Raw genomic sequence first — 14,121 nt, forward strand, 5'->3', positions numbered from 1 at the left:
CCAAGCTCGCTGTACAACCAGCGGTCAAGACCGCTGACCGCTCGCTGCGAGCAATTCCTTCAAAATCGTCGCCGGGTCGGCCCGCTGTTGCTTGCGGTAGTTGCCCACATGGCGAACGAATAACGTCGCACGCGTCACCAGGCTCTTGCCCAGTACCGGCTTGCGATCCAACTCTTCCTTGATCCGTTGAAACTGCGCCTGGATCACCGCATCGGTGTAGCGCGTGCCGGTGGCCAGGTTGTCGATGTAGATCGCCACCGCGCCGTCCAGCGCACTGCGCCCATTGGTGATCGCCGTGGCGAACAGCTGCGCGCTGGCCTCGTCCTTGGCGTCGATGGCCTGCTGGCGGCTCTTCTGCAAATTGATCAGGCGGATGTTGTAGTTGTTGATGGTCTCGGCCACCAGGGCCGCGGACTGAATCAGGTTGCCGGCCGCTTCTTCGCGCTGCTGGGCGATCAGCGAGACGTTGCGCTTGAGCTCTTCGTTGACCAGGCCGAGCTCGGCTTGCAGGCGCGGGTCGACGCTGGCGGCAATGATGCTGTCCAGGCGCTTGGTCGGGTCCTGGGCGTCGTCGATGGCATCGGTCAGCGAGGCCAGGCGACCTTCCTTCTGCCACTGGGCGAACAGTTCCTTGTAGCGCGAACGCGGTGCCGACAAGGCGCCAATCGCCACGCGAAAGCCGGTGGTCTCGTTGCTTTGTTCGGTACCGTCGGCGGCGAACAACGGGTACTCGCGGCGCATGCCGGTGAACAGCGTGCCCTCGCCTTCCAGATAATTACCGCCCTTGACCACAAAGCCGCCGTAGGTGCCCTGACGACGCCCGGCGTGCACCAGTTGGAAGGATTCCTGGACCATTTCCGCTGCGTTGCCGATCACATCGAACATGCCGATCGGGTTGGGCAGCTTGGTGCCAATGGGCATCAGCCGTGCGGCTTGGCCGGTGCCACCCGCGACCTGATTGAACACCGCGTAATCGGCAAGGGGGCCGTCGCTTTCGCTGCCCTCGGTACGCCGTGGAAACAGCCGGCCTTCCAGGTCCTGACGGCTCACCGCCTGGCCACCGCGCGCGGCGAACTCCCACTCCACTTCGGTAGGCAGGCGCACAAAGCCCAGGCCGCCGTCGTCCGCCGAAGCACCGCGACCACTCACCGGCAGCAGCTCGCGGTGATATTTCATCAACCAGGCGCTGTACACCGCCGAGAAACGTTCGGCTTCAAAGCGCGACAGCTTGACCTTGGGCAAGCGCGCCGCCATCCCGGTAGGTACATCGCACGCCGGGGCGGGTTCGCCACTGGCCAGGGATTGCGCCTGGGACATGACCTGCGCATATTGCCGCGCAGTGACTTCGTACTTGCCGATGAAGTACAGCATCGGCTTGAGCGGGGTCTTGGCGTCGGTCTTCGGCATCAGCGGCGCAATGACCTTGTTCCAGTCCTTGGGCAGGTCCTTGAGGGTGAACTGGCCGTTGATGAAGTCGCGGCGATAACCGGAAATGAACGACTGCTGATAGCCCGCTTCACCTTCGCTGAACGGGTAGCCGAGGCTGATCTCGCGGTCATCCAGGGTGCCCTGGGCCAGCACGTAGGCATAGCGAAACACCATGTTGCCTTCGCAGGGCAGCGGCAGGCTGACGTCGTCCGGCAACGGCTTGGGGTTGTCCAGCTTGTCGCTCGCCTCATCGGCCCAGGCCACACAGGACAGGGTCAGCGCCATGGCGGCGCCCAGTAACTTATACATCTCTGATTCCTTCAGAAGCCTGGATACGCGCCACACGCCAACCACCACAGGCCGCCGCCACGGCGCTGACGCCAAGGACAGCGGCCAAGGCCAGGCCGTAATGACGCGCCAGCAGATGACTGGCGTACTCGCCTGGCACCTGCACGAATAATTGATTCAGACCTGACTGCGCCAGGCCATACAACACGCCACTCAATACAGCGGCAAACCCCGCGCTGTAGAGCGCCTGCAACACCACGAACAGCAACAGCCCGGCGGTGGAAAACCCCAACAGCCGCAATACCGACAGCTCCCGGCGCTTGCGTGCAACCGACGCCAGCGCCGCGGCAAAGATCGCGGCAAACGCGCCCGCCAACGCCAGCCCGGCGATGATCCAGAACACGATCGACAGGTTGCGGCTCAACGACTGCACCTGGGCGATGGTCTGGGCCTGGGTCGACACCAACAGATTCTGCCCGGCGAAATACACCCGCAGCGGCTCCACATCCACCAAGCGCCGCGCATACAAACGGAACGCCGGGTATACCCGTTGCTCGCTGACGCCCACCGCATCGCCGTCCCAGCCAAACGCCGGCACCGCGCGGCCATCGCGATAATCTTCCGCTGCTTCCAGCAAGCCCAAGGGTGCAAACAATCCATCCCGGGCGAAGGCTTCCAGCGGCGCTACCTGCAGCACTTGAACCCGTAGGCGTTGCGACTCGACGCGCCCCGCCACCTGGCGCCCAAAACTCGCCTCCAGCCAATCCCCGGACTTTGCCCCGAGCTTTTCGGCAGCGGTGTGGCTCAGCACGATCTGATCCAGGCCCTTGGGCATCGGCAGGCCGGCCAGCAATGGATCGTTGTCGGCGGTCGGCAGCATCTCCACCGTCACGGCGCCCAACTGCGCCGTCGCCGCAATCTGCCGGGTGCGCGGCAAAGCGAACGCCACGTCGCTGCGCTGGCGGAGCTGCGCGACAAATTCACTGCTGAATCGACCACCGCCCAACGGAATAATTTCCCGGGTGGCCGGGTCGTTCTCCAAACGTTCGGTCAAACTGCTAACCAGTCCAAATTTCAGGCCGAATAACACCAGCAACGGCGCGATCACCGCCACCAGCGCCAGCACCGAACACACCGACAGCCACGCATCGTTGCGGTAATCCTGCCAGGCCAGGGAAGCCACCAGGGCGATACGCATCAGCACGCCTCCCCAAGGGTGGCGGTGACGCCGCCGTCGGCGTCGCGACGGCAACTGATGCGCCGCACCTGCAAGCCGCTGGCCCGGGCCAGGGGTTCATCATGGGTGGCGATCACGCAGCACGCGCCGTTATGCCGGGCCTGGGCCAACAGCGCCTGCATCACCCGCTCGGCGTTCAACGGGTCGAGCGCAGCGGTGGGCTCATCCGCCAGCAACAGCTGCGGACCGTGGGCCAGGGCTCTTGCGCAACTGACCCGCTGACGCTGGCCGACGGACAACGCCGCCGGCTTCTTGTCCAACTGATCAGTGATTTCCAACTGTTCGGCCAACCGCGCCACGCTGCCGTCGTCTTTCAAACCCAGGAGTTGCCGCGACAACGCAATGTTGCCGCGCACATCGAGAAAACCCAGCAGGCCACCGGTTTGCAGCACATAACCCAGGTGCCGACTACGCAGGTCCGCCAGCGCGCTTTGCTGATCACTACGCCAAAGCCCGGCAATGTCGACGCGGTTGAAATCGAACTGCCCGACCTGATCCGGCGCCAACACCAGCGCGAGCAAATCCAGCAAGGTGCTCTTGCCACAGCCACTCGGCCCGACCACCGCCAACTGTTCACCCGCACGCAGTTGCAAGCCCGGTATCACCAGGCTGTAGCGCTGGGCACCAACGCCCCGGCTCTTGTGCACTGCGCTCAAGTTCAGCATTACGGCAGCGTCGACAGCGGCACGCGGTACAACGCATCACCCGGCTCGGCATCGCCGAAACGGACCCAGTTGGCCACATCGTTATGGAAGGTTTCGTAGAGGCGGATCTTCGAATCCAGCTCGTCGATAAAGTCTTCCTGCTCGGCCACGCTCAACGACAGCCACAAATCCTGGGTCATGTTCAGCGACTTGCTGCGGTACGGCAGGCCTTCCAGGTATTCGCCAAGGATGCCGCCGTCCGCCAGGTTGCCGCCCTTTTTCAAGGCCTGTGGATCACGGCTCATATAGGCCGAGGCGCTGGCGATTTCCTGGAAGAAATCCTTCGGTGAGGTCTGGGTTTTACGCGCCGCGTCGACGATCAGTTTCAGTGACTGCTGCAAGTCGTTGAGCTGCAATTTGGTCAACATCACGCACACCTGGAAGGCCGGCAGCGCGGTGTTGGTCAGGTCGCGGTCGGCGGTCCAGGCACTCACCAGTTGCGGCGCCTGGCTCGCGGTTTTGCGGCCGAGGAAATCCATGTGCATCGCGTAACCGACGGCCGCGGATTTGTCCGCCAGGGTCGGCGCGGCACTGAGCAGCGGCACCGGCTGCGGCGTGTTGCTGCGCACCTGATGCACCAGGTTGGCGAACACCGTGCCGATCTCGTCGACCCGCTCGCCGAACTTGCGCACATCGCCACCGGGCACCGGCGTGTACAGGTCGCCGATCTGCGGGTTGGCGTCGGCGGTCAGGGTGCGGTACTGGGTTTCGGCGCCGCTGTGGGTTTTCTTCCCGGCTTCGGTGCGCAGGTGCAAGGCGTAGATCTTGATCTGCTTGCCCAGCGCCGCCTGGCGGACTTCGGCTTCGTTCATCTGGGTGGTGGCGAACGGGTCGTTCTTGCGCAGCGCACCGGCGTCGGTCACCAGCAGGATCAAGCGCCCGCCGTAGCCGGACCAGTCCATGCCTTCCACCGCCTGCATGACACCGGCGAACGCGTCTTCGTTGAACGAGTGGCTGGACACCGTCGACGCTTTGACCTGCCGCGCCATGTCGAGGAAGCGCTGCGGGTCGCGCCCTTGGTCGAGGGTGATCAGGGTCTTGGCCACATACTCCAGGCCGGGGGTTTTCTTGATGCTGTTGCGAAAACCCACCAGGCCAAAGCTCACGCTGTCCAGTTCGCCACGCTCGGCGATGCGGGTTTGCAGCTCGTGGACCACGTCGCGAACCTGGTCGATGTAGGGCTGCATCGACACCGTGGTGTCGACCACCAGCACCACGGCCGTGCGGAAGGCATCGGCGCTGGCGTCGGTCACCGGCGTTCGAGCGACAGCCTTGGCGATGACATCAGGTGTGCTGCCAGGGTCGATGGAGGCGACGTTGAGCAGCTGCACCGGCTGGCCGTTTTCGTCGAAGCTCTCCTTGGAATCGAAGATCGGCAGCAAATAGAACTGGTTCTGCGGGACGGCGCTGGCGGTCGGCTCCAGGGCCAGCACCTGCTGGTTGTCCTCGGTGTTTTTCTGCACCTTGAGCAGCAGGTTTTTCGCCGCCGCGGGATCGGCTAAAAGCTTCTCCACTTCAGCGGACTGACGCAGGAACATCACCGGCGCCCGGCCCGAACGCTCGGTGAACTTGAGCACCAGGCTCTGCTTCCAGTCGCTGGCTTGCGCCGCCGGCAGCCAGCCGTCGCTGCGCCCGTCGGTGGCGGCGCCAACCCGTAGCCAGGGGCTGCCGTCGACGTCCTTGCGTTGGTAGACATAGAGCACGGAAAACGCCGGCAAACCTTCGCCAGGCGCCCCGCCCGCTTCGTGGGAAAGCTTGGCGCCGGGCTTGCTCAGTACCCGCTGGAACAAGGTTTTCTTGCCGGCCATCAGCAACGGGCGTTGACCGCCGTCAACCTGCGCCGCTACCGGTTGCGTGGCAGGCGGCGTGACGGCCTTGGCCGCCTCGGCAACCGGCGGCGCGGCGGCTGGCGCGTCATCTTTCAACCACCAGTAACTTGCGCCCGCAATTGCCAGCGCGACCGCCACGGCAACTGCCGCCAACGCCAACACCGGCCCACGGTTTTGTCCGGACACGGCCGAGTGTTGCGTCGGCGTCACCACCGGTTGCCGCACGGGTTGTGGCTGCGGCTTTTCGGTCGGGATTTCGATGGAAACCGGCGTGAGTCCGGCCAGGTCATTGGAGACCGCAACCGGAATCGGCAGGGGCCGAATCAACGTCGCCTCTACCTGCTCCTCCTTCGGCAACTGATCCAGCGCCAGCAGCAACGCCGCCGCATCCGGGAAGCGCTCCGCCGGGTCCTTGGCCAGCAGCTTGCGCAGCACCTCCTGATAGCGCCCGTGGTGCACCGGCAATTCCGGCAGCGGTTCAGTCAGGTGTGCCAGTGCTGTGGAAAGCGCATCGGTGCCGTTGTAAGGCAACTTGCCCACGAGGATTTCATAGAGCACCACGCCCAGCGCATACAGGTCGGCGCGCCCGTCAATTTCCTGGCCCCGGGCCTGCTCCGGGCTCATGTAGCTCGGCGTGCCGACGGCAAATCCGGCCTGGGTGAACTGCGTGCGGTCATCCAGGGACTTGGCGATGCCAAAGTCCGACAACACCGCCGTGCCATCCGCGCGGAACAGAATGTTCGCCGGCTTCACATCGCGGTGTACCAGGCCCTGGGCGTGGGCATAACCCAGCGCCGAGGCGATCTGGCGGATATACGTCAGCCCTTGCTCCGGCGTCAGGCCCGCGGCGATGCGCTCCTTGAGCGTGCCATTGGGCAGGTATTCCATGGCCATGTAGTACAGCTCACCGACATTGCCGATGTCATGGATGGTCACGGTGTGCGGGTGGGACAGGCGCGCCAGGGTCTTGCCTTCGCGCAGGAAGCGCTCGCAGAAGCTCGGGTCGGCCGCCAGCGCCGCCGCCATGATCTTCAGCGCCACCTTGCGCTCCAGGGAACGCTGGGTCGCCAGGTACACGCTGGCCATGGCGCCAACGCCGATTTCGCCTTCGATGTCGTAGCCGGGAATGATGATGTTCATGTCGACACCTTCACAACGATGGCGGTGATGTTGTCCGGCGCGCCGCGATTGAGCCCCAGGTGCACCAGGCTGCGGACGATTTCGTCCGGCTCGGCATGGCTCAGTACTTCGCGGATCTCGTGGTCTTCGACGGTCTTGTTCAGGCCGTCGCTGCACAGCAGGTAACTGTCGCCGGGGGCGATCAACAGGTCGACCGACGACAACGCCAACTGTGCTTCCACGCCAATCGCGCGGGTGACGATATTCGCCCGTGGATGCACCCGCGCATCGGCTTCGCTGAGCAGGCCGCTGTCCTGCAAGTCCTGCACGTAGCTGTGGTCGCGGGAAATGCTTTCCAGCAGGCCGTCGCGCAGGCGATACAGGCGGCTGTCGCCGGCCCACAGGCACACGCCGCGCAAGCCTCGGGTGGCGAGCAACACCACGGTGCTGCCCATCATGGTCACGCCACGGTGGGCGGTTTCTTCGCGCACCGCGCCGTTGACTCGCAACAGGTCGCTGCGCAACGCCGCCGTGTATTCCTCAAGGGAACGGCCCACGGGAATGCTGCGCAGGCTGTCGACAATCAGGCTGCTGACGTAATCCCCCGCCGCGTGCCCGCCCATGCCGTCGGCCACCACCCACAGGCCGTTTTCCGGCAGGTCGAGGCAAGCGTCTTCATTGACTTGGCGAACCATGCCGACGTGGCTTTTGCTGGCGGATTTGAACGTGGACCGCATCTACACAACACCTTCTTGGCCGAGCAAAAATTGCGCAAAATCGTCGGCAGCAGGCAAGCCCTGACACCGCATTAAACCGGGAGAAATCTGTTGCGAACCACGGCCCCACCACAGGCTCGCGCCTTCGCAGGCCTGTTCGGCAAGCGCAGTCATCCGCGCCTGCGGGTCTGTGGCGTTGACACGCTGCAAGCCGGCAAAGCGGCTACCCAAGGTGCGAGGTTGGCAGGCTGGAGCGCCGAGGGATTCGATCCCGCCGCTGAAACCTTCGAAGCTGGCGCCGGCGTCCAGCGTGCTCAACAGCAGCTCTTCCACCTGCTCAAACCAGGCATCCGGGCCGCCAACGACGGAGGCCGGGTCGGTGTCGTGATCCAACAGCGCAGCCACCGTCAGCGGGAAATAGCGCCCCACCCGGTCGATGCTCGGCATCACCACGCCCACCGCCGCGTCCGGCCCGCACACACCCGGCGCCAACACGAAGCGCCACAATGGGCTGACCAGGTAAGCATTCAGCCAGTCAGCCCCGAGGCGGGTCTGGCTGGCGAGCAATCCGGACGCCAGCCAACTGTCCCAAGGGCCGATAAAACTCTGGGGCAGCGCGCGGCTGACAAAGTCGCCGCGGCACGCCAACTTGCCATAGAAACCCAGCGTGGTCATAGCCGCTCCGGCAGGCTGAAGCCGTTAAGCACGCGGCTCTTGAACGGGTTGAAGGCACTGTTGGCCCGCAACTCGTAGGAGATGCTCGCGCCGTCGACCCGCAGACGCAGATTGAAGCGGTCCGGCGAATTGCCGGCGGTCAGGTCCGATTGCTCCAGCAGGCGAAACCAGGCCCACGGGCCGTCCAGCGTTACACCGGAGCGCCCGCTGGCTGACGGCGGCATGATGGAAATGCGCACCACGCCAATGCTGCCGGGATTCGGCCACTGCATCGCGACCGGGCGGCTCGGGCCGTGGTCGTAGCTCAGTTGCTGGCCGTCCAGGTCCAGCAGGAACTGGGTGATGGTCGCGTCCATCGCCACCGGTTTGAGTTCAAAGCGCACGATCGGCTGGGTGCCACCGGCACGGAAAAACGCATCCCGAATGGTCGCCGCGCGCTGGAAGGTTTGCAGCACGCCCGGCGCGATGCCGAGCTTCTGCGCCGCGCCCGGCTGCCAGCGCCAGGTTTGCGTGGAGGTGTCGACGTAAGGTTGCAGGTACTTGCGGAAGTAATTGTCCATCACCCCGCCCACCCCGAAGAACTGGCCGAAGTCATCCAGGGTCGCGTCCCGCGCACTGCCGGGCGACATCGGATAACGCCCGGCCAGGGACTGGCGATACACGTTCACCACTTCGCTGACCCACGCCGCATTCAGCTGGTTGCGCACCCCGCCCATCATGCTGTTGGTGGTGGAGTTGACCACTGACTTGACCATGCCCTGCACCAGCGGCGGCTGGCGTTCGGCATTCAGGCTGACCCGCGTGGCCGCAGCCGCCGCCTGGTTTTTCGCTTCGCCGAGCAACGCATCGCCACTGGCACCAACCATGGCGCTGACCTGCACATACAGCGCATTCATGTCCGCCAGCAGGCCATCGATGGCTGCCGGCTCGCCTTCGTTCTTGCTGACGATGCTGTTGAGTTCGGCGAAGTGCGCCGTCACCGGGTCTTCACTGGCCGCCGGTACATCTGCGGTCGGTTGGTCCTGGCCAAGCAGGCTGCCGAGGCGTTCCTTGAGCTTGTCCACACCACCTTCCACCGGCGCGCCCTTGGCAGCCAGCAGGCGTTCTTCCGCCTGCAGGTCGGTCTCCTTGGAGACCGCCACCAGCAGCTTCTTCAGCGGCGAGGTCGGCCCGGAAATCACCCGCAAGACGTCGGCCGCCTGGGCCACGCTGGTGATCGGCACAAAGTCGATATCCGCCAGCAACGCATCCCACTGGCGTTGATAATCCTGGAAGTACAGGCGGCGCACATCGGCGGCGAGGCTGACGACGTTTTGTTGGTCGGCCTGCTCGCGGCCCAGTACCCACTGCTCTTCAGCAAGGGTGCCGGTCTGGTTCAGGCTGGCCAGCAGGAAGCCCTGGCGATAACCCTTGGCGGTGAAGAAACCGCTCAACGGTTCGCCCAACGGCTTGCCGCTCTTGCGACTGAACACCAGCGCCGCATCACGGCCCGCCGCTTCGTTGATGCGAAAGTCCGGCACGCCTTCCGGCAGTTTCTGGCGCTTGATACGGTCGTAGACGCGCTGGGCCACCGGCAGTTGCTGCAGTTGCCGACGCAGGTCGTCGATCAAGCGCGGGTCGAGACGGGCGCTGGGCGGATGCCGCTCGAACAGGGCCTGCAAGTGCCCGATCAATGCCTGGCGTTGGTCCGCCGGCAGATCGCGCGGCAGGTTGCGGTCCCAGTCCAGGGCGATCCAGGCCTTGATGAAGTCCGGGTCGTAATGCTCGCTGTCGGCGAGCATCAGGTAGGCCTTCAAGCCTTCATAGAGGAAGTCGGAATTGCCGCCACCGTGCAGTTGCTCTTCGATGCGCGTCACCAAACGGGGCGCGAACACGGCGATCAACAGCTTGCGGTAGACGCTGGCGGATTCGGCTTCGAGCATGTCGCCCTGATACAGGCCCAAGCCTTCGGACCAGCTCGGCGAGTCGCCCGCGAGGTTCTTCACGGCGTTAAGCAGGGGCAGCACCGCGAGTACTTCGCGCTGTGCCGGGCTGAGGTTCTGCACGGTCTGGCCCAACGGCGCGACCTTCTGGTCAACCTGGGCGATGTAGGCCTGGTTGGCGCGATAACTCACCCACCACAACGTGCTAACGACCAGTACCAGCGCCACGGTTGCGGCCAGCACACCCCGGGCAATCCACTTGCGACGGCGCTCGACCTTCGGGTTGACGCCCACCAGGCCACGCTCGGCAAACGCCACGGCGGTGAACAGTTTTTCGATGAAGTAACTGCGCCCGGTGCCGGTCTGGCGCGCCAGGTGCTGGCGGTCCAGGTTCATGCTCTGGGCCATGGCGCCGATCAAGCGGTCAATCGGGCTGCCTTCCTGGGTGCCGCTGGTGAAGTACACACCGCGCAGCAAGACGCGCTCTTCAAAGGCGTTGGGTTTGAACACGCCTTCGAGGAAGCCTTGCAGGCAATCCTTCAACGCGCCGAACTGCTGCGGGAAACCGTAGATCAGGTCGCGCCGCGCCGGGTCGCGTTCCTGTTGCAGGCGCTCCACCAGGCGCTCGTTGAGGCGCTGTTCCAGGCCGGCGAACTCGCTTTGCAGATGGGCCAGCGGGCTGTCGCTGTTCTTGCCGTCGTCCAGGGCGAAGGTCATGCCCCACACTTGGGCGCGCTCTTCCTTGCTCAGGTTGTCGAAGAACTCCATGAAACCCGGCACCAGGTCGAGCTTGGTGAGCATCAGGTAGATCGGGAAGCGCACGCCCAGTTGGGTGTACAGCTCCTGGATGCGCAGGCGGATCGCGGCGGCATGGGCGGCACGCTCGGCGTCGCTGCCCAGCAGCAGGTCCGAGAGGCTGATGGCGATAAACGCACCATCAATCGGGCGCCGGGAACGCTGCTTTTTCAGTAGGTCGAGAAAGCCCAGCCAGGCGGCTTTATCCACCGTGGAGTTGCTGTCCTGGGTGGTGTAGCGGCCAGCGGTGTCGAGCAATACGGCCTGGTCGGTAAACCACCAATCGCAATTGCGCGTACCGCCCACGCCCCGTACCGCACCGGCACCCAACTGCGCCGCCAAGGGAAAGTGCAGCCCGGAATTGACCAGCGCGGTGGTCTTGCCCGAGCCCGGCGGGCCGATGATCACGTACCACGGCAGCTCATACAGGTTGCGGCGCTCGTCACCGCCCAGCTTGGCCTTTTTCAACAGGGCCAGGGCTTCGTCCATGCGCTGGCGCAGGGTCGCCAGCTCTTCGGCGGTGGCGACGCTGGCAGGGTCTGGCGGGGTTTCCGCCGCGAGGCTGCGCATCACTTCGGCGGCCTGGCGCCGGGCCTGGATAATCCGGAATACGCGGTAGGCAATCCACACCGCGAACACCAGGATGATCAGCGCCCAGCGGCGCCCTTCCGGCACCAGCACATCGAGCAACGGGCCCACAAACCAGATGATCAGGCTCAAGGCGATCAGGCCCAGCAGCGGGATCACCCAGCGAATCACAAAACTGAAAAACGCCTTCACTCGACGCCCTCCGCCAATACGGTGATTTCTACCCGGCGATTGCGCGCACGGCCTTCGGCTGTGGCGTTGGTCGCCACCGGCTCGGTGTCGCTGCGGCCTTCGGCGCTGAAGCGTTCCGGCTGGCCGGTCTTGGCCGCGAGAATCTCCAGCACCGACTTGGCCCGCGCTTCGGACAGCGCCCAGTTGGACGGAAAGCGCAGGGTCGCAATCGGACGGTTATCGCTGTGGCCGGTGACCCGCACCTGGCCCTTGACCTTGCGGATGGCGTCGGCAATGCGCAGCATCAGTGGCTGGAAGTCATCGACGATGCTGGAGCTGGCCGAGGCGAACAGTTCATCGCCACGGATGGTCACCACGGAGCGGTCGACGGCATCTTCCACGGCTACGCGACCGGCCTTGATGTCTTCCACCAGGAAGCCCGCCAGACGCGGTCGCTCAATGATTTTCGGCTGGGCCACCGGACGGTCGATGGCCTGCACCGGGATCTCGCCCAGGGCATGAATATTCTTGAACACCGGCTCGGCATCCGACGCCAGTTTCATCCGCAATCCGAACAGCAACGCCAGCAACAATGCCACGCCGATGGCCACGGCGATCCACGGCGGCATGAACTGCGCCAGGCGATCACGGGCCACGGTTACGCCGCGCCAATGGGGCGACAGCTCGCGCTCATGTTCGCCACGGGCACTGCGAATCGCCGCCGCGGTACGCTCGCGCAAGGCTTCCAGCTGGCTACGGCCATCGTTCATCACGCGGTAGCGACCTTCGAAACCCAGGCACAGGCACAGGTACAGCAGTTCCAGCAGGTACAGGCGTTCCCGCGGGCTTTGCAGGCAGTGATCCAGCAATTGGAAGACCTTTTCGCCGCCCCAGGCTTCGTTGTGCACGGTGATCAGCAGGCTCTGCTTGCCCCAGTCACTGGCACTGCCCCACGGCGTACTCAGCACGGCTTCATCGAGGGCGGTGCACAGCGCGTAACGCGCCAGCAGCACGTCATTGCGGGCCACGCCGGCCGCCTCGGCACGTTCTTCGAACTGGCGCAGGTAAGCCAGCAGCTGCGCACGCAGGCTCGCTGGCGCAGGGTGCGAGATCGTGTTGCGCAGGCGCGTCAGCAGCGCCAACAACGGGCCGGCGGCGCTTTCCAGCGGGTTCAGGCCCTGGGCCTTGCCGGTCAGGATCGGCGCAGCGGGCATCGACAGCGGCGCCGGCTCTGCGCGAACAGGCTCCGGCGCGCGGCCACCGGGACGCGGCATGAACTGGGTGCGGTCATCGTCATTCGGATGCATCGCGGATTACCCTCGGATGGCCCAGAAAGCCAGGTTCAACCCCGGGAACTGGCCGGCGATGTGGAACGCAAAGCCACCGGAATTACCCAGTTGCTGCCAGTGCTCGCTGCCCCGGTCCAGCTCGTAGTAGGTGGAGCCTGCGTGGTACGGAATCTGCCGTGGCGCCACCGGCAGCGGCAGCAGGCCGATGCCCGGCAGTTGCAGGTTGACCAGGTCGCGGATGTGTTCCACCGAGCCAACTTTGCTTTGCTGGCCGAAGCGCGCGCGCAGGGTTTCGCCCGGCACATCGGCGCGCACCACCAGGATGAAACTGGCGCTGTCGATCAGGGTTTTGTCGGCCAGCATCGCCACGTGCACGCCGTAGGCTTTCTCGACAATCGGGATCGGCGTGGCCTTGCTGTCGATCAGCATCGACAGCGCCTCGCGCAGGGCCTGCATCACCGGGGTGAAGCTCAGGGCCAGGTCGTCATGCTGGTACTGCGGATATTCGTGGGGGCGGCGGCCAGTGGTGGAGAAGGTCGAGAACTCGCCGGCCAGGCTCACCAGCTCACTGAAGAAACGCTCCGGGTGCAGCGGGCTCAACTGACTCAGGTGCTGGATCAGCGGCTGGGCGCGGTTGACCAGTTGCAGCAGCATGAAGTCGGCAATCTCCGAAGCACCACCGGCGCCCGAAGCCACCACGCGCCCGGCCAACGCTTCGCCGCGCTGGTGCAGCAGGCCCAGCAGTTCGCTGCGAAACGCGGTCAGCGGTTTGCTGGCCGTCACGTCGAGGACCGGCGGGATGTAGCTCTCGTCCAGCACCAGGGCGCGGTCGGCGCGTTTTTCCTTGATGCGCACCAGGCCAATGGCCGCGTAATCGCTGATGCCATCCTGGGCGGTCAACAGGCGCAAGGCGCGGGAGCCGACCGCCACCGGCGCACGGTTTTCGAAGGGCGCGTTGTCGTCGCGCACTTCACGCACCTGGCTGACATAGCGCGCGGCTTCCAGGGCCTCGCCTTCGTCGACGGTGTCGCGGGCGCCGGCACGCTTGAGGGGCAACGCCAGGTACACCAGGCCATCGCGCAAGTTGTCGTCGATATTCAGCGGGCTCGGCGCCAGGTCGTCCTGGGGGATATTGAACGGCGTGCCATCCGGTAACAGGCCACGTGCCGAGACGATCGCCAGCTTGCCCTGGGCCAGCAGGCCCTGGTCGATCAACAGTTCGGAAAAGCCCCAGGCCCCCGCCGACAAAGGGCGGCTGCGCGCATCGATCAGGTTTTCCAGGTAACGGTCATGCTGCTGGAAGTGCTGCGTTCCGATGAACATGCCTTCCGACCAGACCACGCGATTGTTCCAGGACATG

The 14,121-nt window shown here is 65.0% G+C and carries 9 protein-coding genes; all 9 read right to left on the reverse strand.

From position 1 onward, the window contains the following. Nucleotides 1–24: 24 nt before the first annotated feature. Genes HX815_RS08625 through tssK form a run of 9 tightly spaced genes read right to left on the reverse strand, consistent with a single transcriptional unit; the run spans nucleotide 25 to nucleotide 14,120 of the window. Complete coding sequence (locus HX815_RS08625; RefSeq protein WP_003213313.1) at nucleotides 25–1,737, reverse strand: SUMF1/EgtB/PvdO family nonheme iron enzyme; 1,713 nt, start codon at nucleotides 1,735–1,737, stop codon at nucleotides 25–27. Further along, complete coding sequence (locus tag HX815_RS08630; protein WP_177028063.1) at nucleotides 1,730–2,914, reverse strand: ABC transporter permease; 1,185 nt, start codon at nucleotides 2,912–2,914, stop codon at nucleotides 1,730–1,732. The genes HX815_RS08625 and HX815_RS08630 overlap by 8 nt, the downstream gene beginning before the upstream one ends. Further along, entirely contained in the window at nucleotides 2,914–3,618 is a 705-nt protein-coding gene (locus HX815_RS08635) for an ABC transporter ATP-binding protein (protein ID WP_087693717.1), read from the reverse strand. Before HX815_RS08635 ends, HX815_RS08630 begins: the two co-directional genes overlap by 1 nt. Continuing rightward, nucleotides 3,618–6,626, reverse strand: a complete 3,009-nt coding sequence (locus tag HX815_RS08640) for a serine/threonine-protein kinase (protein ID WP_177028064.1) — start codon at nucleotides 6,624–6,626, stop codon at nucleotides 3,618–3,620. Before HX815_RS08640 ends, HX815_RS08635 begins: the two co-directional genes overlap by 1 nt. After that, nucleotides 6,623–7,342, reverse strand: a complete 720-nt coding sequence (locus HX815_RS08645) for a PP2C family serine/threonine-protein phosphatase (protein WP_003213320.1) — start codon at nucleotides 7,340–7,342, stop codon at nucleotides 6,623–6,625. Before HX815_RS08645 ends, HX815_RS08640 begins: the two co-directional genes overlap by 4 nt. Further along, entirely contained in the window at nucleotides 7,343–7,996 is a 654-nt protein-coding gene (gene tagF, locus HX815_RS08650; protein WP_102370167.1) for a type VI secretion system-associated protein TagF, read from the reverse strand. Continuing rightward, nucleotides 7,993–11,493, reverse strand: coding sequence for a type VI secretion system membrane subunit TssM (gene tssM, locus HX815_RS08655; RefSeq protein WP_177028065.1), 3,501 nt, complete (start codon nucleotides 11,491–11,493; stop codon nucleotides 7,993–7,995). The genes tagF and tssM overlap by 4 nt, the downstream gene beginning before the upstream one ends. Beyond that, nucleotides 11,490–12,779 carry a DotU family type VI secretion system protein gene (locus HX815_RS08660; RefSeq protein WP_003213328.1) on the reverse strand — a complete coding sequence of 430 codons (1,290 nt, stop codon included), beginning with the start codon at nucleotides 12,777–12,779 and terminating at the stop codon, nucleotides 11,490–11,492. Before HX815_RS08660 ends, tssM begins: the two co-directional genes overlap by 4 nt. Before the next feature lie 6 nt (nucleotides 12,780–12,785). Then, entirely contained in the window at nucleotides 12,786–14,120 is a 1,335-nt protein-coding gene (gene tssK, locus HX815_RS08665) for a type VI secretion system baseplate subunit TssK (RefSeq protein WP_003213330.1), read from the reverse strand. Between the last annotated feature and the right edge of the window lies 1 nt (nucleotide 14,121).

The organism is Pseudomonas sp. E6002 (assembly GCF_013385565.1).
In the GTDB taxonomy this organism is placed as follows: Bacteria; Pseudomonadota; Gammaproteobacteria; order Pseudomonadales; family Pseudomonadaceae; genus Aquipseudomonas.